Raw genomic sequence first — 20,462 nt, forward strand, 5'->3', positions numbered from 1 at the left:
AGAGAGCAGTCACGGAAAGAGCATGACGATGAGCAATCTTGCCTACGACACGCCCGCGGAAACCGGCGAACTTTCGCAGCAGGACATCGCCGCCATGCAGGCGCTGCGTCCCGTGCCGCGCATTTCGATCCAGGCCTTCTGCGAGACCGAGGGGGTCGCCAATCCCGTCGCGCGCGCCGGCGAGGATCGGCGGATGGCCAAGGCCCATCTCAAGGTCCATATGGGCGGTGTCCCGACCGCGATCGAGTTCTACCAGTCCGCGCCGACACCGAACCTGATCCTGCTGGAATCGCGCAGCGAGCCGCAGCAGTTGCTCGAACAACTCGGCCAGCTCGCGGAATATTGCGATCCGTCCTCCAAGGTCGTGGTCATCGGCCACTACAATGATGTCGGGCTATACCGGGAGCTTATCCGGTCAGGCATTTCCGAATATGTCATCGCGCCGGTCTCCATGACCGACATCGTCAGCGTCGTGTCGTCGATCTTCGTCGATCCGGAATCGGAGCCGATCGGCCGGTCGATCGCGTTCATCGGCGCCAAGGGCGGCGTCGGCTCGTCGACCATCGCTCACAATGTCGCCTGGGCGATGTCGTCCCTGTTCAAGTCCGAGGTCGTCATCGCCGATCTCGATCTCGCCTTCGGCACTGCCAACATCAATTTCGACCAGGATCCGGCGCAAGGCATCGCCGAGGCGGTGTTTTCGCCCGAGCGGGTCGACGAGGTCTATCTCGACCGCCTGCTCGCGCAATGCGCCGAGCATCTGTCGCTGCTCGCGGCGCCCTCCACGCTCGAGCGCGTCTATGATTTCGATCCGGAGGCCTTCTCGCAGATCATAGAGACGGCGCAGCGTAGCGCGCCGCTGCTGGTCCTCGATATCCCGCACGTCTGGAGCGGGTGGACGAAGAGCACGCTGATCAAGGCGGACGAGATCGTCATCACGGCCACGCCCGAGCTGGCAAATCTCCGCAACACCAAGAACATGGTGGATATGCTGAAGCGGCTGCGTCCGAACGATCCGCCGCCGAAGCTGATCATCAACCAGGCGGGCGTGCCGAAACGGCCCGAGATCGCGGCTTCCGATTTCGCCGAACCGCTCGGCATCACGCCGATGGCCGTGATCAACTTCGAACCGCTGCTGTTCGGCAATGCCGCCAACAACGGCCGCATGCTGAGCGAGATGGACGCCAAGAGCCCGGTCGTCGCCACCATCAACGAAGTAGCGCATGTGCTGACCGGACGCAGTGAAATCAAGGCAAGGAAGAAGGCAGGCCTGGGCTCGATCCTCGGCAAGCTCTCGCGCAACAAGAAGTGACGCTGATTGAGCGGCATCGGGTAGTCGATCATGTTTGGTAAAAGAGGCAAAGACGACGGCAGCCGGGCAACGCCCGAATTCCGTCCGCCGGCATCCGCTGCTCCGGCCGCCGCTCCAACGGCGACGATGACGGCCGAACGACCGGCCGCGCCACCGTCCAGCACACCGGCCGCGCCGCCGGCGCGCCGGCCCGTCGAGGCGCCGCCCATGGCGCCGGAGCCGGCAAGAAGGGTCCAGCGCGAGCGCTCGGAGACCTATTACGATACCAAGAGCCAGGTGTTTTCGGCGCTCATCGATACGATCGACCTGTCGCAGCTCGCCAAGCTCGATCCCGAGAGCGCGCGCGAGGAAATCCGCGACATCGTCAACGACATCATTGCGATCAAGAACTTCGCGATGTCCATCTCCGAGCAGGAAGAGCTGCTCGAGGACATCTGCAACGACGTTCTGGGCTATGGACCGCTGGAGCCGTTGCTTGCCCGCGACGACATAGCCGACATCATGGTCAACGGCTCCAAGAACGTCTACATCGAAGTCAATGGCAAGGTCGAACAGACCGGCATCCGTTTCCGCGACAACCAGCAGCTGCTCAACATCTGCCAGCGCATCGTCAGCCAGGTCGGCCGCCGCGTCGACGAATCGAGCCCGATCTGCGATGCGCGCCTGCCCGACGGCTCGCGCGTCAACGTCATCGCGCCACCGCTGTCGATCGACGGCGCCGCGCTCACCATCCGCAAATTCAAGAAGGACAAGCTGACGCTGGACCAGCTGGTCAAGTTCGGCGCCATCTCGCCGCAAGGCGCGGAAGTCCTCAAGATCATAGGCCGCGTCCGCTGCAATATCGTCATTTCGGGCGGCACAGGCTCCGGCAAGACGACGCTGCTCAACTGCCTGACCAACTATATCGACCGCGAGGAGCGCGTCATCACCTGCGAGGATTCGGCGGAACTGCAGCTGCAGCAGCCGCACGTGGTCCGTCTCGAAACCCGGCCGCCCAATCTCGAGGGCGAGGGCGAGGTGACCATGCGCGACCTGGTCAAGAACTGCCTGCGCATGCGTCCGGAGCGGATCATCGTCGGCGAAGTGCGCGGACCGGAAGTGTTCGACCTGCTGCAGGCGATGAATACCGGTCACGACGGCTCGATGGGAACGATCCACTCCAATAGCCCGCGTGAATGCCTCAACCGTATGGAATCGATGATCGCCATGGGCGGCTATACACTGCCGCAGCGCACGGTGCGCGAGATCATCGTCGGCTCGATCGACGTGATCATCCAGGCGGCCCGCCTGCGCGATGGCTCGCGCCGCATCACCCACATCACCGAGGTGGTCGGCATGGAAGGCGATGTCATCATCACCCAGGATCTCGTCCTCTACAACATCAAGGGCGAGGACTCGAGCGGCCGGCTGGTCGGCGAACATGTGTCGACAGGCATCGGCCGCCCGCATTTCTGGGACCGCGCCCGCTATTATGGTGAGGAGCAGCGCCTCGCCAATGCGCTCGAGGCAATGGAGAAGCGCGCTGACTGATGCATCTGGTGGTTGGAAGCAATTCCAGGAAAAGCGTGAAGCTGCTTTCCGTCCGGAACTGCGTCAAAACAAGGAGATAGGGCGGTTCGTCGTTTCTTTGAAACGCCGAACCGCCTAGGGGCCCCGGTCGATGTTCGGAATTGACACCACCGTACTGGCTTTCATCGTGCTCGCCGGCTTCAGCGCCGGCGCGGTGGCCTATGCGTTCCTGTTCACGCGCATCGACAACGAGAAGCAGGCCGGCAAGCGGCTTCAGACCATCAAGACGGCCGAAACCGACCGCTCGGTGGTGAAAGCCACGCGCGACCGCGCCGCGGAAGCGGTCAAGCGGCGCAAAAGTCTTCAGGACTCCCTCAAGCAGCTCGACGAGAAGCAGAAGACCAACGACCGCAACGTCAAGAAACCGCCGCTGAAGGCCCAGATCCGCCAGGCCGGCATGCAGGTTTCGCTCGAACGTTTCTATCTCTACTCCGCCGTCTGCGGCCTCGTGCTCACGGCCCTTCTCTTTTTTATCGGCGCGCCTTTGTGGGCTCTGCCCGGCGCCTTGCTGGCGGGCGGCCTCGGCCTGCCGCGCTGGTTCGTATCGTTTCGCCGCACACGCCGCGTCAAGGCCTTCCTGGAAGAGTTCCCGAACGCGCTCGACATCATCGTGCGCGCGGTCAAGTCCGGCCTGCCGCTCAACGATGCGATCCGCCTGATCGCCAACGAATCGCCCGAACCGGTCCGGTCCGAATTCCGACGCATCGTCGATTCCCAGCAGATGGGCATGTCGGTGCCTGACGCCGCCATGCGCATCTCCGAGACCATGCCGTGCAGCGAGGCCGGCTTCTTCGGCATCGTCATCCAGATCCAGTCGCAGGCCGGCGGCAACCTGTCCGAGGCGCTGGGCAACCTTTCGCGCGTCTTGCGCGACCGCAAGAAGATGAAAGCCAAGGTCCAGGCGCTGTCGATGGAAGCCAAGGCGTCCGCCGTCATCATCGGCGCCTTGCCCTTCGTCGTCGCCTTCCTCGTCTATTTGTCGAGCCCGAACTACATCATGCCGCTGTTCACCACCAACGTCGGCAACCTGATCCTCGGCTGCTCGGGTGTGTGGATGTCGATCGGCATCCTGGTGATGCGCAAGATGATGAACTTCGAAGTGTAGGGGCGCGGATCCGGTGACAGAGCAAGTCGTCAAAACACTCACCGACCCTTCCTTCCTGATCGCGATGCTGGTCGGCATCGCCGTGTTCGCGACCGTCTTCACGCTCATGCCGGCGTTCGGCGGCACGTCGCTCAAGTCGCGCATGAAGAGCGTGGCGCTCGAACGCGACAAACTGCGCGCCGAGCAGCGCCAGCGTCTTGCCAACGAAGCCGACCGCCGCCGCAAGGGCCTGCGCGAGGAACAGTCCATCGGCATGCGCAACATCGTCGACCGCCTGGATCTCAGGCGCGCGCTCGCCGATGAAAGCACGATCCAGAAGCTCAAGGTCGCGGGCTTCCGCGGCCAGAACCCGTTGACGCGCTTCCTCTTCTTCCGCCTCGTCCTGCCATTTGTCGGTTTTGCCCTGGCGGCCGTTTATCTGTTCGTGCTCGGCGGCCTGCCGCAGCAGCCGGCGTTCATCAAGCTGTTCGTCTGTGTCGTTGTCGCCTATGGCGGCTTCTACGCGCCGATCCTCTACGTCAACAACCGCGCGACCAAGCGCAAGCAGTCGATCCAGCAGGCGTGGCCGGATGCGCTCGACCTGATGCTGATCTGCGTCGAATCCGGCATGTCGGTGGAGGCGGCGCTGCGCAAGGTTGCCGACGAGATCGGCGCGCAGTCGGTGGCGCTCGCCGAGGAGTTCGTGCTCACCAACGCCGAGCTGTCCTATCTGCAGGAACGCAAGGTCGCCTATGAGAACCTGGCAAGCCGCACCGGCCTGGAATCGGTGAAGTCGGTGTCGCAGGCCCTGGTCCAGGCCGAACGCTACGGCACGCCGGTGGCGCACGCGCTGCGCGTGCTCGCCTCGGAAAGCCGCGACATGCGCATGAACGCCGCCGAGAAGAAGGCCGCGGCACTTCCGCCGAAGCTCACCGTGCCGATGATCCTGTTCTTCCTGCCGGTTCTGTTCGCCATCATCCTGGGTCCGGCCGGCATCCAGGTCAGCCAGCGCGGCATCTTCGGCGACCAGCACAGCTCCTCGAGCAAGTAGGCGAGCCCGTAAGCATCAATCAAAAAAGCCGCGCGGGGTCCGCGCGGCTTTTCATTGTCGAAGCGGTCGGCGCTTGGCAGCGTCCGTCAGTTCGTGGCGACTTTCGCCTTGCCCTTGTCCTGGTCCTTCAACTGGCTCCAGGCATTCTGCTGGGCGAGCATCTGCCGCAGATAGGCGATGTTGGCCTGCGCCTGCTCGGGCGACAGTTCCTGCGAGGCGATCTTCTCGGCCTCGTCGAAGCGGCCCTGCAGGCCGACGACCAGCGCGAGGTTCTGCCGCACCCGGCTGTCGGCGCCGGGCTGCTGCGCGGCCGAGCGCATATAGGTTTCCGCCGTGCGCAGGTCGCCCTCGAGCACATAGGACATGCCGAGATTGGACAGCACCGAAGGTTCGTTCGGCTTCAGTTCCAGCGCCTTGCGATAATCCTGCCGCGCTTCGTCCTTCTGTCCCATCTGGTCGAGAATGGCGGCTTCCGCCGAGACAAGCTTCCAGTCTGGATATTCGGGCGTCTGCGCGCGCCGCACGGCATCGAGGGCCGGCGCGAACTGGCCGTTGGCGGCAAGCGCCTTGCCGTAGGCCGCAAGGACCTCGCGATCCTTGGGATAGGCGATCGCCAGCTTGCGCATCACCGCCAGCGACTGGTCGGCATCGCCGTCCATCTGCAGCGCCGCCGAGAAATTCATCGCGATGCGCTTGTCGTTCGGATTGCTGGCGTAGGATTGGCCGAGCCTGGACGTGGCGGTACGCAATTCGCCGGACGACATCGTTTCCAGCGGCCTGCTGTCGGAGCGGGAGATGGAGCCGGTGGTGAACTTGCTGGTGCTGCCGCAACCCGCCACGCTGGCCGCCAGCGCCGCAATGAAGGCCGTGGTGATCAGACGCTTGGCTGTAAGGTTCAACGCTTTGGTCGGCATCGGCGCCCGGTCTCCATTCCTGTGCGGCCATTGGCTGGCCGTCTTCCCTCCCGCAGAAATATTCTGTTAACCCTAACGGACCGTTAAGAAGCGCCGACTCAGCTGTTTCGGCCGGAGATCATTGCATGCCTGTCGAACTCGTTGAGCAGAAGCCGGAAGCCGCCTTGCCTGTCTATCTGGTGGCAAAGGGCGCCCTTGAAGCCGCGGCCTTGCCGCCGTCCGCCATCGCTTGGGCGAGGGCCAACGGTTTTTCCGGCGAAGCGGGGCGCACGCTGGTCCTGCCGGGCGAGGGCGGCGGCCTTGCCGGCGCGCTGTTCGGCACAGGCGACGGCGAAAGCGTTCTTGGCCTCGGCGCGCTCGCACGAGCGTTGCCGGAAGGCGACTGGCATTTCGCGTCGAGCCTGGCGCAACCCGAACTCGCCGCGCTCGCGCTTGCGTTGGGCGGCTATGTCTTTACACGCTACGGCAAGAAACCAGGCAAGGCACTGCGCTTTGCGCTGCCCGAAGGCGCCGACGCCGCGCATGTCCGCCGCGTCGCCGACAGCGTGTTCCTGGCACGCGATCTCGTCAACACGCCGACCAGCGACCTGGGTCCGGTCGAGCTGGAGGAAGCCGCCCGAAAACTGGCGGCCGCCCACGGCGCCGATATCTCAGTGATCCATGGCGACGATCTCCTGGCGCGGAATTTCCCGATGATCCACGCGGTTGGCCGGGCCTCGACCGGCGCGCCGCGGCTGGTAGACATGAGCTGGGGGCCGGGCGATGCGCCGAAGGTGACGCTGGTCGGCAAGGGCGTCTGCTTCGATACCGGCGGCCTCGACATCAAGCCGTCCTCGGGCATGCTTCTGATGAAGAAGGACATGGGCGGCGCCGCCAATGTGCTGGGCCTCGCCTCCATGATCATGGCGGCGAAACTCAATGTCCGGCTGCGCGTGCTGATCCCCGCCGTCGAGAACTCGATCGCCGGCAATGCCTTCCGGCCCGGCGACGTGCTCAGGAGCCGCAAGGGCATCACGGTCGAGATCGGCAACACGGACGCCGAAGGCAGGCTGGTCCTGGCCGACGCGCTGGCGCTGGCCGATGAGGAACAGCCCGCTGTGCTGATCGACATGGCGACGCTGACCGGCGCCGCCCGCGTCGCGCTGGGGCCGGATTTGCCGCCTTTCTACACCGCCGACGAGACGCTTGCCGCGGACCTGGCCGCGGCATCCGTCGCGGTCGAGGATCCGCTCTGGCGCATGCCTTTGTGGCGCCCCTACGATGCAAAGCTCTCCTCGAAGATCGCCGACATCAACAATGTGACGACGGACGGCTTTGCCGGATCGATCACCGCGGCCCTTTTCCTCAAGCGCTTCGTCGAGAAGACGCACAGCTGGGCGCATTTCGACATCTTCGCCTGGAACCCGGTCGACCGCCCCTACGGCCTGACCGGCGGCGAGGCGCAAGGCATTCGAGCGCTGGAGCGCGTCATCGCCGGCCGTTTCGGCTAGACCATGATCCCGAACCGCAGGCCAGCGTAGCAAAACGTGGGGATCGGTTTTCGAACAAGATCATGGTCCAAGCAACAAATCTTCACTGAAACGGAACCGAAACAATTTGCCGGCATGCTTCGCGCATGTCGATCTCGATGCGCCCGAGCCAGGCCTTGCGACTGTGGCAGCAGGTGATGCTGGCCCAGGTGCGCGATGGCGCGCCGGATCTGACCATGCGCCAGACGGCGATCCTGTTCACCATCTATCTCGATCCGCCGCCGCACACGGTGCGCGGGCTGGCCGCCAAGCTCAACGTCACCAAGCCGGTCATCACCCGCGCCCTCGACACGATGGGCGCGCTGAAACTGGTCTCGCGCCACCGCGACGAGCTCGACAAGCGCAACGTGCTGATCCGGCGCACGGTGGAAGGCGCGCTCTTTGTCGAGCGCTTCGGCGATGGTATCGTCGCCAGGGCGCACGACCTTCCCATCTGATCTCGGCGCCCCATCTGAGTTCATTGCTGATTTGACTGGATTATCGATTTGACCGCCAGGGATGCCCGCCTTCACGCCTTCCGTTCCGACCTTGCCGATGCAAGGCTGAAGGGCGAGGTCGCCGCCGACCGCTTCGTCACCGGCCGCCCGGCCCGGATCACAGCGTCGGTCGCCGACCTGCGCAAGGCGCCGCGCCCCGATGCCGGAGTGAACACCCAGGCGTTGTTTGGCGACGACGTGCTGGTCTTCGAGGATGCCGAAGGCTGGGCCTGGGTGCAGGCCGAACGCGACGGCTATGTCGGCTATGTGGCCGACAATCTCCTTGGTCAGCGCGAACATGCGCCAACCCACATCGTCTCCGTGCCGCGCACTTTTCTCTATCCCGGACCGGATCTGCGCTTTCCGATCAGCGGACAGCTGTCGATGGGCTCGACCGTGACGGTGACCGGCTCGGCCGAAACGCGCGGCACGCATTATGCGCTGCTGCCCTCCGGCCAGGCGATCATCGCCGGCCATCTGCGGCCGATCGCCGAACCGGCAAAGGATTACGTCGCCGTTGCCGAGAGCTTCCTCGGCACGCCCTATCTCTGGGGCGGCGCCTCCGGCTTCGGCATCGACTGCTCCGGGCTGGTGCAGCTTGCGATGCGCATGGCCGGCAGGCGAGTGCTGCGCGACTCCGACATGCAGGCGAGCATCGGCACGCCGTTAGAGCCGGGTCCGGACTTTGCCGGACTTCAACGCGGCGACCTCGTGTTCTGGAAAGGCCACGTCGCTGTTATGACTGACGAAAAGGACATGATCCACGCCAACGGCCACACCATGCTGGTCTCGCGCGAAGGCCTGAAAGAGGCGGTCGACCGCATCGGCTATCTCTATGGCGGCCCGACGGGGTTCAGGAGGCCGTTGCGCCTTCACCTCTCCCCCTGTGGGAGAGGTCGGATTGCCCCGATTTGCTCTTCGCAAATCGGCTGGCAATCCGGGTGAGGGGTAAGCTTGGCGCCAAGCTGGAACACCCCCCATCCGTCTCGGCGCTGCGCGCCGATCCACCGCCCGGGGGCGAGCCACGGGTCTCGCCCCGTCCTTCGGACCCCACAAGGGGAGAAGGAACGCTGATCCCCTTTTGTTCCGATTTTCCTTGGCGATTTCGTGCCGCCGCGCTACCTGTTGCGGGTGACCGAGCAGCCGCGCCTTGCCGAACAGAATGCCGCCGTCCTGCTGCCCGAGCCATTCGTCAAATGGTTCGGCGAGAAGGGCTGGTCGCCGCGCGTCCATCAGCTCGAGCTGCTGGCCAAGGCTCAAAGCGGCCAATCGGTGCTGCTGATCGCGCCGACCGGCGCCGGCAAGACGCTGGCCGGCTTCCTGCCATCGCTGACCGAGCTGGCCAATCGACCCAAGCGCAAACCGGGCCAGGCGCATCGCGGCATCCACACGCTCTACATCTCGCCGCTTAAAGCGCTGGCCGTGGACATCGAGCGCAACCTCGGCAAGCCGGTCGAGGAGATCGGCCTGCCTGTCACCATCGAGACCCGCACCGGCGACACGCCCTCGCACAAGCGCCAGCGGCAGAAACTGGCGCCGCCCGACATCCTGCTCACCACGCCAGAGCAGCTCGCGCTGCTGATCGCCTCGAACGACGCAAGGCGCTTCTTCGAGGATCTGCGCTACGTCGTGCTCGACGAGCTGCATTCGCTTGTCACCTCGAAGCGCGGGCATCTGCTGGCGCTCGGCCTGGCGCGCTTGCGCGCCTTTGTCCCCGGGCTGCAGACCATAGGCCTGTCGGCGACCGTGGCCGAGCCGGATGAATTGCGGCGCTGGCTGGTCAGTCAGGCCTCTCCCGGCGCGATGTCCGAGCTGATTGTCGTCACGGGCGGCGCCAAACCCGAGATATCGATCCTCGATTCGGAAGAGCGGGTGCCCTGGGCCGGGCACTCGGCCCGCTACGCCACGCCTGAGATCTACCGCGAGATCAAGCGGCACAAGACCACGCTGCTCTTCGTCAACACGCGCAGCCAGGCAGAGCTGCTTTTCCAGGAACTTTGGCGCGTCAACGAAGACACTTTGCCGATTGCGCTCCACCACGGCTCGCTGGACGTCGCCCAGCGCCGCCGCGTCGAGAAGGCCATGGGCGAAAACGCGTTGCGCGCCATCGTCGCCACCTCGACGCTGGATCTCGGCATCGACTGGGGCGACGTGGACCTGGTCGTGCATGTCGGTGCGCCGAAAGGCGCCAGCCGTCTGGCGCAGCGCATCGGCCGCGCCAATCACCGCATGGATGAGCCGTCGAAGGCGATCCTGATCCCGGCCAACCGTTTCGAGGTGTTGGAGTGCCGGGCCGCGCTGGACGCCAACTATCTCGGCGCGCAGGACACGCCGCCCTTGGTCAATGGCGGGCTCGACGTGCTGGCCCAGCATGTGCTCGGCTGCGCCTGCGGCGCGCCGTTCCGTGCCGACGCGCTGTTCGAAGAGGTAAGGACGGCCGCGCCTTACGCCACCCTGGACAGGCCGACCTTCGACCGGGTTATCGACTTCGTCGCCACCGGCGGCTACGCCCTGAGAAATTACGAACGCTACGCCCGTATCCGCTTGAACAAGGAAGGCCTTTGGCGGGTTTCAAATCCGGCTGTCGCCCAGCAATACAGGCTCAATGTCGGCACCATCATCGAAGTGCCGGCGCTCAACGTTCGTTACGTCCAGGCCGGCAGCAGGGGGGCAGCCTCGCGCGGCGGCAGGGTGTTGGGAAAGATCGAGGAAGCATTTCTGGAGACTTTGACTCACGGCGACACCTTCATGTTCGCAGGCAAGATCCTGCGCTTCGAAGGCATCCGCGAGAACGAGTGCTTCGTCTCGAACGCGCCCGGCAGCGATGCGAAGGTTCCCTACTACGGCGGCGGAAAATTTCCGCTTTCGACCTATCTCGCCGAGCAGGTTCGCGCCATGCTCGACGACCCGCAACGCTGGAAGAAGCTGCCTGAGCAGGTCGCGGATTGGCTGCGGTTCCAGGCGGAGAAGTCTGTGTTGCCGAAACGCGACGACCTGTTGATCGAGACTTTTCCACGCGGCAACCGATATTACCTGGTCGCCTATCCGTTCGAAGGCAGGCTTGCGCATCAGACGCTCGGCATGCTGCTCACGCGCCGTCTGGACCGGGCCGGCGCCAAGCCGGTCGGCTTCGTCGCCACCGATTATGCGCTGGCTATCTGGTCGATGGCCGATATGGGCTGGATGTTCAAGAACAGGAAACCGTCGCTGGCCACACTGTTCGATCAGGACATGCTTGGGGATGATCTCGAAGCCTGGTTCGCCGACAGCTGGCTGCTCAAGCGCACTTTCCGCAACTGCGCGCTGATTTCGGGCCTGATCGAAAAGCGCCATCCCGGCAAGGAAAAAAGCGGTCGCCAGGTGACCATCTCGACAGACCTGATCTATGACGTGCTGCGCAGTCATGAACCGGACCATATTCTGCTGCAGGCCACCCGTACGGATGCCGCGACCGGCTTGCTCGATGTCAGCAGACTTGCCGAGATGCTCTCGCGCATCCGCGGTCGAATCATGCATAAGAATCTCGAACAGATATCGCCGCTTGCGGTGCCGATCATGCTTGAAATCGGCAAGATGCCGGTGAACGGCGAGGCGGACGAGGCGCTGTTGATGGATGCCGCCACCCTTGTCGAAGAGGCCATGGGGCCGGAGATGATGGACTGAAAGAGAGAGTCGAGAGGGGATGAATTTTTCACTGTCGCGCGCAACGCTGATCGCCGAGGCCGACCTTGTCGGCATCGCCGGCGAGCGCGCGGTTTGCGACCGGCGTGGCGTCCTCTATTTCCCCGATCTGCGGCTGCTCGCGGTCTCCGACCTGCATCTCGAAAAAGGTTCGTCCTTCGCCAGGCGCGGCGCGCTGATCCCGCCTTATGATACGGGTGCGACCTTGCTGCGGCTTCAGGCAGTGATCGCAGATTACCAGCCGCGGATCGTCGTCAGCCTGGGCGATTCCTTCCATGACGGCGCCGGCGCCGAGCGGATGCATCAAAGCTTCCGCGAACAGCTGGAAGCGATGATGGCCGGCCGCGACTGGTTCTGGGTCGCCGGTAACCACGATCCCGACGCGCCCGCCGACCTGCCCGGCGAGACGGTGCGCGAACTCGCCATAGGCTCGCTGCTCTTCCGCCATGAGCCGTCGAAGCTGCGGGTCGAGGGCGAGATTTCAGGCCATCTCCACCCATGCGCCCGCATCGTCCAGCGCGGCCGCTCGGTCAGGCGGCGCTGTTTCGCCGGCGACGGCGGCCGCATGATCATGCCGGCCTTCGGCGCCTATACCGGCTCGCTCAACGTGCTCGACCACGCCTATGCCGGCCTTTTTCGGCTGGAAACGCTGATGGCCTATATGCTGGGCGCCGAGCGTATCTTCGCGATTTCGGGTTCGATGTTAAGGCCGGGTTAGAGGCTACTCTCGTCCATAGTACAGCATAACCGTATGCTTCGCCTCAGCGAAGAACAGCCAGCGCTCGACCAGTATGCCGGCGAGCTGGGAGATAGCCGCCGCCACCGACACAATCGCCGCGAAGGGCCACGGTAAGGCGAACGTGACGGCAAGCAGGACAGCTGGCGTGCCAAAGGCCATCGCCTGCGTGATCCGCCGCAGCTTGGCGCTATGCTTGCGGGCGATGCGGAAGCCCATTTCCTTGAGCAGATAGTTCTCTTCCGTGTGCGGCCATTCCATAGAACGCACCGTGCCGCCGGCGAGGCCCGTCGCCGTGTTGGCGGTCGTCGGGATCTCCAGCCGGTCATTGTAGCGCCAGGTCGCGAGCTTCCAGCCCCAGCCGGCGAGCGTTGCAAGCAGGGTGCCGATGAGCATCGCCGTTGAAGCCTGCTTGAACGCCTGAAGCAAGGCGTTGGCGAGAACGCTTCCGGTCATGCCGGCGAAAATAAGATAAGCCGGCAATGTATAGCGGCTGTGCCACTGCGCAATCGGCTTCAATGAGGCGTAGATCATGCCTGTCGTGCAAACGGTCGTCACCGCGCCTGCCGCCGCCAGCAGCCCGGCAACCGCCACCCAGCCGCCGCTTCGGCCGAGAAACACCCAGCCGATGCCGAACAGCGTGGCCGGGATGAAGGTCGCGACCGAGGCCACGCCTTCGCGCGACAGCCACGAGCTGCGCCATTGCGAGAAGGCGCGCCAGGCGCGCTCGGGCCGGCCGAGATGGCCCGTGGACGACAACAGACCGGCGACGATCAAGCCGAACGCCAGCGCCATGCCGACAAGGCCGAGCCAGAAATCGACGGGAATGAACCCCAGCCCGCCAAGCAGGCCGAGCAGCGCCAGCAGGCCGTAGCCTGCCCCGGTAGCGGTGGTGAAGAAGACGACCGAGAAAGCAGGATGCATGATCAGTTCGAAAGCATGCGGTCGATCCAGCCGAGGAAACCGCCCTCGGCCCGGATCGGCTCCAGCGCCGGCGCATCCACCCTCGCCGCGCGCTGGCCGCGCGCGCGCGGCGGCAGGTATCTGTTGGTCGGCTTGTAGCCAAGCTCCGGCATCAGCGCCACGCCGCCACGCTCCTCGACAAGTTGCGAGATCGCCGAAGCCGGATCGCCGAGATCGCCGAAATGCCGGGCGCTGGTCGGACAGGCGGCGACGCAGGCCGGCACGCGGTCCTCTTCCGCCAGATTGTCGTTGTAGATGCGGTCGACGCAGAGCGTGCATTTCTTCATCACGCCGACATCGGTGTCGAACTCGCGCGCGCCGTAAGGGCAGGCCCAGCTGCACAGCTTGCAGCCGATGCATTTATCCTCATCGACCAGCACGATGCCGTCCGAGGCGCGCTTGTAGGAGGCGCCGGTCGGGCAAACGGTGACGCAGGCCGGTGTCTCGCAATGCAGGCAGGAGCGCGGGAAATTCACCGTGCGGCCGCCCAGCTCCGTCATGTGCTCGTAAGTGTGCACCCGGTTGAACCAGACGCCGTCGACATGCCCGCCATAGGGATCGATGTCGGTCAGCGGCGCCATGTGGCCGCCGGTGTTCCACTCCTTGCAGGCGGTGACGCAGGCCTGGCATCCGACGCAGGTGTCGAGGTCGATGACGAGGCCGAGTTTCTTCTCGGTCCGGGCGGGAAGGCAGGTCATTCGGCGGCTTCCCTCTTCATGCGAAACGCGGCGCCGAAGCGGAGCACATCCGGTGAATGCTCGAAATGTGGCGGCCGGGCGAAACGCTCGAATTGCGGCTCGGTGAAGCCGGCTTCCTCAGGCGCGCATTTTGCGATCCGCACGCGCACGTCGAACCATGCCGCCTGTCCGGTGATCGGGTCTGAATTCGAATAGCGCTTGCCGTTGGCGTCGGCGGACGTCTGGTCGCCGATGATGTGGTTGAGCAGGAAGCCGCGATTGCTCTCTGCCGCATCGTCCTTCAAGCCCCAGCTGCCGCGCCGCTTGCCGATCGCGTTCCAGGTCCACACCGTGTCCGGGTTCACGCCGTCGATCAGCTTGATCTGGCCCTTCACTCTTCCGTTGACGCTCTCGATCCACACCCAGTCGTCGTCGGCAAGGCCAAGGGTGGTGGCGGTGTCTGCATGCACAAACAGCCGGTTCTGGCTGGTGATCTGCCTCAGCCAGGCATTTTGCGAGCCCCAGGAATGGTACATGTGCATCGGCCGCTGCGTCAGCGCATGCAGCGGATATCTTTCGAGATCGACGGCGTCTTCCTCGACAGGCGCGTACCAGAATGGCAGCGGGTCCATGTAGGTCTCGATGCGGTTGCGCTCGGCATCGGGTGGCTGCACCGTGCCATGGCCGCGCGCGGCGAGGCGAAAGCGCTGGATCGGCTCCGAGTAAAGCTGGAAGACGATAGGCTCGGCCTTGGGGATGAAACCCATCTCGACGGCGAAGTCGAGATAGGCACGGTTGCCCATTTTGTAATAGCGCTGGTCGTCGGAAAAATCGTGGTGCCAGAAGCCGCCATTGTCGATGTAGCGCTGCAGCTGGTCAGGATTGACGTCGCCTCTGCCGATCGAGCCGCCATTCTTGCCGCGCCAGCCGGCTAAAGGGCCGAGGCCTGGCGTGCGCTCGTGGTTGACGATGTAATCGGCATAGTCGCGGTATTTCGCCGAACCGTCCTCCTCGACGAAGCAAGGCAGACCGAGCCGCGCGCCGAGCTCGATCAGCACCGACTGGAACGGCCGCACGTCGCGATCCGGCTGCACCACCGGATGGCGGATGGCGTCGCCCGGGCCGTCCGCATGGCTGATCGGCCGGTCGAGCAGGCTGATGCAGTCGTGCCGCTCGAGATAGGTGGTGTCGGGCAGCACCAGGTCGGCGAAAGCCACCGTCTCCGAATAATAGGCGTCGGAATAGATGATGAACGGGATCTTGTAGGCGCCGGCCCCGTCCTTGTCGGTCAGCATGGCAATCGTCTCGACGGTGTTCATCGACGAGTTCCAAGCCATGTTCGACATGTACATCATCAGCGTGTCGATCGGATAAGGATCGCCGGCCCAGGCATTGCGGATGACCGAATGCATCAGCCCATGCGCGGCCAAAGGCGCTTCCCAGGAATAGGCCTTGTCGATGCGGGCGGGCCGGCCGTCTTCGTCGACGAGAAGATCGTCCGGTCCGCAGACGAAGCCGAGCGGCATGCCGTCGAGCGGCGTCATCGGCCGGACGTTTTTTCCGCATGGCTTCGGCCCCGGCGGCGCCGGACGCGGGTAGGGCGGCTTGAATCGGAAGCCTCCGGGGACATCGACGGTGCCGAGCAGCACCTGCAAGAGATGGATGGCGCGGCAGGTGTGGAAGCCGTTGGAATGGGCGGAGATGCCGCGCATGGCGTGCATCGACACCGGCCGGCCCTTGATCGTCTCGTGCCGCCGGCCCGCCCAGTCGGTCCAGGCGATCGGCAGCTCGATCGTCTGTTCGAAGGCGACATGCGCCAATTCGGCTGCGATCCGGCGGATCGTCTCGGCGGCAACTCCGCAGCGCTCCGCCACCGCGTCCGGCGCGTAGGTCTCGTCTAGATAGCGCTCGGCAATGAGTTGGAACACCGGCACGCAGCGCCGCCCACCGACCTCATAGCTGCCGGTCAGCGCCGGCTTCGCTTCGGGGTCGGCTGCGTTGACCGGCCGCTTCGCCACCCTGTCCCAGGCAAGTGGGTTGCCATCCGCGTCGCGAACGAACAACCCGTCGTCGGCGGATCCAGGCGCCTGCACGACAAGCACCGGCGCGTTGGTGTAGCGCAGCAGATAGTCGAGATCGATGCGTCCGGCCTTGAGCAGTTCATGGACCAGCGCCAGCACGAACAGGCCGTCGGTGCCTGGCCGGACGCCGATCCAGTCGTCGGCGATCGCATTGTAGCCGGTCCGGCAGGGGTTGATCGAAACCACCTTGGCGCCGCGCGCCTTGAGCTTGCCGAGGCCGATCTTGATCGGATTGGAATCATGGTCCTCGGCGACACCGAACAGCATGAAGTATCTGGTGTTGTCCCAGTCGGGCTCGCCGAACTCCCAGAACGAGCCGCCGATCGTGTAAAGCCCGCCGGCCGCCATATTGACGGAGCAGAAGCCCCCATGCGCGGCGAAATTGGGTGTGCCGAACTTCGACGCCCACCAGCCGGTCAGCGATTGCGACTGGTCGCGCCCGGTAAAGAAGGCGAGTTTTTTCGGGTCGGTGCGGCGGATCGCCGAGAGGCGCTCGGTGGCGATGGTCAGCGCTTCGTCCCATTCGATCTCGCGGAACTCGCCCGAGCCGCGCGGGCCTGTCCTCAGCAGCGGCTTCTTCAGCCGCGCCGGGCTGTAATGCTGCATGATACCGGAGCTGCCCTTGCCGCAGATCACGCCGCGGTTCACCGGATGGTCCTTGTTGCCGTTGATGTAGCGGACCTTGCCGTCCTTGATGTGGACGTCGATGCCGCAGCGGCAGGCGCACATGTAGCAGGTGGTCTTGGCGATGCGGTCGGAGACGCTTGGCGAGGTCTCTACGCCGTCGCCCTCATCCGGCGCTCGGCTGTCGGCCAGCGGCCGCTGCGAGGGTGCGGAATTGGCGCCGCGCGGCGCGGCTTTGCTCATGATCCGCGAATGCTCTTGCCGCTCGCCATCTTGGCCTTTGTCTTGGGTCCCGGGCCGCGCATGTAGTGGAGCTCGGGATGATAACGCTCGCCGGCCAACTGCCGCTTCAGACGGCGGTTCCAATGCGCGAACAGGGATTTGAAGCGCCCGATCATTTCAAACCTTGGCGGCAACGCAGCCAATTTTTTCCAACTTCCGATAAAAACTTAGAACAAACCCATTAATGCGTCTAACAAGCAGCTCTTGTAATTCCGATCGATTTTGCTTCTTAGTTGGCCCATGACTCTCGACCAGTTGCGCATCTTCGTCGCCGTCGCCGAGCACGGCCATATGACCAAGGCCGCCGAGCGGCTCGGCATCTCGCAGTCGGCGGCGTCGGCCGCTATCCGCGCGCTCGAAAGCCAGCATGGCGTGCGCCTGTTCAACCGGGTCGGCCGCAACATCGAATTGGCCCAGACCGGCCACCGCTTCCTGCCGGAGGCGAAGGCGGTCCTGGATCGCGCCGCGGCTGCGCGTGGCGTGCTGGAGGATGTCTCCCAGACCGTAGCCGGCAGCCTGTCGATCGCGGCCAGCCAGACCATCGCCAGCTACTGGCTACCGCGTCGCCTCGCGTCCTTCCATGAAGCCTATCCTGCCGTGAAGCTGAGCGTGACGATCGGCAACACCAGGCAGGTCGAGACCAATGTGCTGGACGGCCGCGCCGATTTCGGCCTGGTCGAAGGCCGCACCGAGTCCGACATCCTGCGCCGCGCCACCGTCGACGAGGATCGCATGATGCTGGTGGTGGCGCGCTCGCATCCCGAGATTCCGATGACCAGGGCGGGCAACCTCGACATCAGGGCATTGCGCTGGATCATCAGGGAGGGCGGGTCGGGCACGCGCGAGGCGCTGGAGGATTTCGCGCACAATCAGGGGGTTCCGCCGGCGGAGCTGCAGATATTCCTCGTCCTGCCCAGCAACGAAGCCGTGCGTCAGGCGGTCGAGGCCGGCGCGGGAGCCACGATCATCTCGGAGCTCGTCGTCGCGCGCTCCCTGGCGGAGGGCAGCCTCAGAGCCGTGCCGGTCGAACTGCCGAAACGCGACTTCGCCATGATCACGCACCGCGACCGCCAGGCGAGCCTTGCCCAGATGGCGCTGAAGGCGCATCTGGGTGGAAAGGTCGGCTGAGCCCAGGGCGCAGCCGGATTGCGTTGTTGGGTTGCAGATCATCGCGGACGTTCGCGATTGGGCCGAAGCCTGCGAACTTCGTCATCCACGGGCGGAGCGACGCGAAGCGGAGCGCAGACCCGAGGATCCATGCCGTTACCCCGGCCGAGGGGTGCTGCGGAGCAGAATTTTGCGCCGTAGCAGCGCTCTGAAGTCACGGAATGGATCCTCGGGTCTGCGCCGCGTCGCTGCGCTCCTTGCTCCGCCCGTGGATGACGAAGAGACGGGCGTTTTGGCCAATCTCCTAGGCATGCCGCCCGCCACTGGATGCACTGCCCCAGCTAATTGCGACAAACAACGCTCACGCGAACTTCCGCCGCGCATCCAGCGCCAGGCCAAGCCCGACCGAGCCGAACATGTCGCCTTCGATGACGGAGGACTGCGGCACCCGCGAGAGGATCCGCCGTTTTTGCGACAGCGTGATCATCAGTATCCGGCAAACACCTCCACGCGGACGTTTTCGGCCTTCACCCCTGCCGCTTTGAGCAGAGTTTCCATCGCCGCAACCATTGCCGGGGGACCGGCGAGACAAAAGACCGGGCTGGCGATGTCGCCGAGATGCCGTTCGATCATTTCGCGCGTGATGAAACCGCGCTCGCCTTGCCAGTCCCCCGCATCGGTCATTGTCGCCACCAGCTTGAAGCCGGGGTTCTCCCGCGCAGTCTGCTCTAGTTCGGAGAGGAACGCGGCGTCTTCTGCGCTTCGATTGCTGTAGAAGAGAATGAGGTTACGGGCGCGCGCGTGCGTGGCGGCGTCACGGATCATGCTGCGAAACGGTGTGATGCCCATTCCGCCCGCAAGGAACACCGCCAGCCACGCGGCATCGTCATGCAGCGTCAAATCACCGTAGGGGCCTTCTATCTCGACAGCCGATCCGACAGGCAGGCTTGCAAGACCGCGCTTTAAGGCGGAGTCGGTGAGCCTGGTCGCAATCACCAGATCGGCGTCGTCCGGCGCACTTGCGATGGAAAAGGTCCGCACGCGGCCCTTGCCGTCCGCTTCCTTCAATCCAGGCAAAGTCACATAGACGGCTTGACCGGCTTTGAAGGCAAAGCCCTCCGGCTTCTTCAGGTGGATCGCAAGCGTGCCGCGAGCGACGTTTTCCTTGCCGATGAGGCTGGTCGTATAGGCGACGCCCCGCTTGAGGAAGCTGCCACGCCGCCACTTCGCCAGCTTCATACCGTCCCGTATCGCCAGACCGAGGAGCGTGATGTTTGTTGCGCCGGCGATCAGTTCGAGCGCCTGCACGATGTAGAACGTCGTGTCGAACTCGCCCCCCCGTGCCTTCGAGGCGAGAAACAGTGCCGCCGGGATGAGGACGACAATGCCGTTCACCGCTATGAACGGCATACGCTTCAGCTTCGTGCCGACAAGCCCTTGGCGCTGCCCCTTCGACCAGGCGAAGCCCGAACCGCCGGTGGCGGCGAGAGCCGGGATCAGGATGAAGAGACCCCTTGGGATAGCCGTCTTCACCGCGATTACGGCCGCTTCGGAGCCGAAGAGTTCGGAAAGCGCAGTTGAGAGCCAGAAGGTCGCGATGGTGAGGACGGCAATCAGGCCCGCAACGGGATGGACGATCTTGAGCATCGCTGCCCCCCTTAACGGCTGACCGCCCACACGCCGAGCACTGAGAAGGGACATAGTGGCTCTCCGTCCAAATTGTCTCTATGGTGTCAATTCGTAGCAATGGACACATAATATCTTGACATGATGATGTCAATAAAGATAGGTGATGACAAATGAACGACGCCATTCGCTCCCCGGAAGGCGAAGCCTTGACCGATCTGATCCTCACCGTGTTCCGGGTGAACAACCTGGCGCTGACATGGGGCGACCGGCTCGTCGCTCCGCTCGGGCTGACCAGTGCTCGGTGGCAAATTCTCGGCGCAATTGCCTTGGCCGACCGTTTGCAGCCGGTGGCGTGGCTTGCCCGCGATCTCGGCGCAAACCGGCAAAACGTCCAGCGCATCGTCAACGATCTCGCGAAGGAGGGCTTGGTCGAGTTCCAGCCCAATCCGCACCATCGTCGGGCGCACCTCGTCGTGCTGACCGACAAAGGGCAGCGAACCTACGACGCTGCGATTAGGGCTTACGACCCGCGCGCCAACGCGCTCGCAGAAGGGCTCTCGGTTCAAGACATCAAAACCACGCACCGCGTCATGCTGGCGCTGCGGCAAAAACTTGAAGGTGAAAACGATGCTGAAAAGCACGGCTGATCGCTATGGCGCGATCCCCATCACGATCACCGGTTAAGTGCGATCCTCGTCTTTGTAGCGATTGGCCCCGGATTCCAGACAGGCAACGCTATCGACCCGG

At 64.4% G+C, this 20,462-nt stretch carries 18 protein-coding genes; 11 read left to right on the forward strand and 7 right to left on the reverse strand.

Annotated features, from left to right (window positions below):
* The first annotated feature begins 28 nt into the window (after window positions 1-28).
* The 4 genes from WDX12_RS13215 (at window position 29) to WDX12_RS13230 (ending at window position 5,016) form a co-directional block, all read left to right on the forward strand.
* The gene (locus WDX12_RS13215) at window positions 29-1,312 is read left to right on the forward strand and encodes an AAA family ATPase (RefSeq protein WP_320297708.1); all 1,284 of its coding nucleotides are present in this window, start codon (window positions 29-31) and stop codon (window positions 1,310-1,312) included.
* 30 nt (window positions 1,313-1,342) lie between these two features.
* The gene (locus tag WDX12_RS13220) at window positions 1,343-2,842 is read left to right on the forward strand and encodes a CpaF family protein (protein ID WP_434725155.1); all 1,500 of its coding nucleotides are present in this window, start codon (window positions 1,343-1,345) and stop codon (window positions 2,840-2,842) included.
* Between the two features lie 130 nt (window positions 2,843-2,972).
* Window positions 2,973-3,986, forward strand: a complete 1,014-nt coding sequence (locus WDX12_RS13225) for a type II secretion system F family protein (protein ID WP_434725156.1) — start codon at window positions 2,973-2,975, stop codon at window positions 3,984-3,986.
* 13 nt (window positions 3,987-3,999) lie between these two features.
* Complete coding sequence (locus WDX12_RS13230; protein ID WP_320297705.1) at window positions 4,000-5,016, forward strand: type II secretion system F family protein; 1,017 nt, start codon at window positions 4,000-4,002, stop codon at window positions 5,014-5,016.
* Window positions 5,017-5,102: 86 nt separating this feature from the next.
* Here the strand turns inward: WDX12_RS13230 and WDX12_RS13235 are convergent, their stop codons facing one another.
* Window positions 5,103-5,930 (reverse strand): tetratricopeptide repeat protein, encoded by an 828-nt coding sequence (locus tag WDX12_RS13235; RefSeq protein WP_434725157.1) that lies wholly within the window; start codon window positions 5,928-5,930, stop codon window positions 5,103-5,105.
* Window positions 5,931-6,055: 125 nt separating this feature from the next.
* On the opposite strand from WDX12_RS13235, the gene WDX12_RS13240 reads away from it, so the two are divergent.
* From WDX12_RS13240 to pdeM, 5 genes are all read left to right on the forward strand, one after another.
* Complete coding sequence (locus WDX12_RS13240) at window positions 6,056-7,420, forward strand: leucyl aminopeptidase family protein (RefSeq protein ID WP_434725158.1); 1,365 nt, start codon at window positions 6,056-6,058, stop codon at window positions 7,418-7,420.
* Window positions 7,421-7,545: 125 nt separating this feature from the next.
* The gene (locus WDX12_RS13245; RefSeq protein WP_320297702.1) at window positions 7,546-7,896 is read left to right on the forward strand and encodes a MarR family winged helix-turn-helix transcriptional regulator; all 351 of its coding nucleotides are present in this window, start codon (window positions 7,546-7,548) and stop codon (window positions 7,894-7,896) included.
* A 48-nt stretch (window positions 7,897-7,944) separates the two neighbouring features.
* Complete coding sequence (locus tag WDX12_RS13250; RefSeq protein WP_434725159.1) at window positions 7,945-8,880, forward strand: NlpC/P60 family protein; 936 nt, start codon at window positions 7,945-7,947, stop codon at window positions 8,878-8,880.
* A 186-nt stretch (window positions 8,881-9,066) separates the two neighbouring features.
* Window positions 9,067-11,598 (forward strand): ligase-associated DNA damage response DEXH box helicase, encoded by a 2,532-nt coding sequence (locus WDX12_RS13255; protein WP_434725623.1) that lies wholly within the window; start codon window positions 9,067-9,069, stop codon window positions 11,596-11,598.
* 19 nt (window positions 11,599-11,617) lie between these two features.
* On the forward strand, window positions 11,618-12,334 hold the full coding sequence (pdeM, locus tag WDX12_RS13260) for a ligase-associated DNA damage response endonuclease PdeM (RefSeq protein ID WP_434725160.1): 717 nt from the start codon (window positions 11,618-11,620) through the stop codon (window positions 12,332-12,334).
* 3 nt (window positions 12,335-12,337) lie between these two features.
* Here pdeM and WDX12_RS13265 read toward each other — a convergent pair whose 3' ends face one another.
* Genes WDX12_RS13265 through WDX12_RS13280 form a run of 4 tightly spaced genes read right to left on the reverse strand, consistent with a single transcriptional unit; the run spans window position 12,338 to window position 17,122 of the window.
* Window positions 12,338-13,276, reverse strand: a complete 939-nt coding sequence (locus WDX12_RS13265) for a dimethyl sulfoxide reductase anchor subunit family protein (RefSeq protein ID WP_434725161.1) — start codon at window positions 13,274-13,276, stop codon at window positions 12,338-12,340.
* A 2-nt stretch (window positions 13,277-13,278) separates the two neighbouring features.
* Window positions 13,279-14,013 (reverse strand): 4Fe-4S dicluster domain-containing protein, encoded by a 735-nt coding sequence (locus WDX12_RS13270; protein WP_434725162.1) that lies wholly within the window; start codon window positions 14,011-14,013, stop codon window positions 13,279-13,281.
* Complete coding sequence (locus WDX12_RS13275) at window positions 14,010-16,940, reverse strand: molybdopterin oxidoreductase family protein (RefSeq protein WP_434725163.1); 2,931 nt, start codon at window positions 16,938-16,940, stop codon at window positions 14,010-14,012. The genes WDX12_RS13270 and WDX12_RS13275 overlap by 4 nt, the downstream gene beginning before the upstream one ends.
* Window positions 16,937-17,122: a hypothetical protein gene (locus WDX12_RS13280; protein ID WP_434725164.1), complete on the reverse strand. Its 186-nt coding sequence runs from the start codon at window positions 17,120-17,122 to the stop codon at window positions 16,937-16,939. The genes WDX12_RS13275 and WDX12_RS13280 overlap by 4 nt, the downstream gene beginning before the upstream one ends.
* 97 nt (window positions 17,123-17,219) lie before the next feature.
* Here WDX12_RS13280 and WDX12_RS13285 point away from each other — a divergent pair, with 97 nt between their 5' ends.
* Complete coding sequence (locus tag WDX12_RS13285; RefSeq protein WP_434725165.1) at window positions 17,220-18,107, forward strand: LysR substrate-binding domain-containing protein; 888 nt, start codon at window positions 17,220-17,222, stop codon at window positions 18,105-18,107.
* A 340-nt stretch (window positions 18,108-18,447) separates the two neighbouring features.
* On the opposite strand, the gene WDX12_RS13290 is transcribed toward WDX12_RS13285, so the two are convergent.
* Together WDX12_RS13290 and WDX12_RS13295 are read right to left on the reverse strand one after the other, a co-directional pair.
* Window positions 18,448-18,573, reverse strand: coding sequence for a hypothetical protein (locus WDX12_RS13290; protein WP_320297694.1), 126 nt, complete (start codon window positions 18,571-18,573; stop codon window positions 18,448-18,450).
* Window positions 18,573-19,733 (reverse strand): ferredoxin--NADP reductase, encoded by a 1,161-nt coding sequence (locus tag WDX12_RS13295; RefSeq protein WP_434725166.1) that lies wholly within the window; start codon window positions 19,731-19,733, stop codon window positions 18,573-18,575. The genes WDX12_RS13290 and WDX12_RS13295 overlap by 1 nt, the downstream gene beginning before the upstream one ends.
* Before the next feature lie 152 nt (window positions 19,734-19,885).
* Here WDX12_RS13295 and WDX12_RS13300 point away from each other — a divergent pair, with 152 nt between their 5' ends.
* Window positions 19,886-20,362, forward strand: coding sequence for a MarR family winged helix-turn-helix transcriptional regulator (locus tag WDX12_RS13300; protein ID WP_434725167.1), 477 nt, complete (start codon window positions 19,886-19,888; stop codon window positions 20,360-20,362).
* Window positions 20,363-20,462: the final 100 nt, after the last annotated feature.

It is taken from the genome of Mesorhizobium sp. RIZ17, from assembly GCF_051127865.1.
In the GTDB taxonomy this organism is placed as follows: Bacteria; Pseudomonadota; Alphaproteobacteria; order Rhizobiales; family Rhizobiaceae; genus Mesorhizobium; species Mesorhizobium humile.

Bases quoted from the DNA above. Each gene is read 5' to 3' on its own strand.
- WDX12_RS13300 (WP_434725167.1), top strand. From the start codon at position 19,886: ATGAACGACGCCATTCGCTCCCCGGAAGGCGAAGCCTTGACCGATCTG.
- WDX12_RS13240 (WP_434725158.1), top strand. From the start codon at position 6,056: ATGCCTGTCGAACTCGTTGAGCAGAAGCCGGAAGCCGCCTTGCCTGTC.
- WDX12_RS13290 (WP_320297694.1), bottom strand. From the start codon at position 18,573: ATGATCACGCTGTCGCAAAAACGGCGGATCCTCTCGCGGGTGCCGCAG.
- WDX12_RS13235 (WP_434725157.1), bottom strand. From the start codon at position 5,930: ATGCCGACCAAAGCGTTGAACCTTACAGCCAAGCGTCTGATCACCACG.
- WDX12_RS13270 (WP_434725162.1), bottom strand. From the start codon at position 14,013: ATGACCTGCCTTCCCGCCCGGACCGAGAAGAAACTCGGCCTCGTCATC.
- WDX12_RS13285 (WP_434725165.1), top strand. From the start codon at position 17,220: ATGACTCTCGACCAGTTGCGCATCTTCGTCGCCGTCGCCGAGCACGGC.
- WDX12_RS13265 (WP_434725161.1), bottom strand. From the start codon at position 13,276: ATGCATCCTGCTTTCTCGGTCGTCTTCTTCACCACCGCTACCGGGGCA.
- WDX12_RS13245 (WP_320297702.1), top strand. From the start codon at position 7,546: ATGTCGATCTCGATGCGCCCGAGCCAGGCCTTGCGACTGTGGCAGCAG.
- WDX12_RS13215 (WP_320297708.1), top strand. From the start codon at position 29: ATGAGCAATCTTGCCTACGACACGCCCGCGGAAACCGGCGAACTTTCG.
- WDX12_RS13295 (WP_434725166.1), bottom strand. From the start codon at position 19,733: ATGCTCAAGATCGTCCATCCCGTTGCGGGCCTGATTGCCGTCCTCACC.
- WDX12_RS13275 (WP_434725163.1), bottom strand. From the start codon at position 16,940: ATGAGCAAAGCCGCGCCGCGCGGCGCCAATTCCGCACCCTCGCAGCGG.
- pdeM (WP_434725160.1), top strand. From the start codon at position 11,618: ATGAATTTTTCACTGTCGCGCGCAACGCTGATCGCCGAGGCCGACCTT.
- WDX12_RS13225 (WP_434725156.1), top strand. From the start codon at position 2,973: ATGTTCGGAATTGACACCACCGTACTGGCTTTCATCGTGCTCGCCGGC.
- WDX12_RS13220 (WP_434725155.1), top strand. From the start codon at position 1,343: ATGTTTGGTAAAAGAGGCAAAGACGACGGCAGCCGGGCAACGCCCGAA.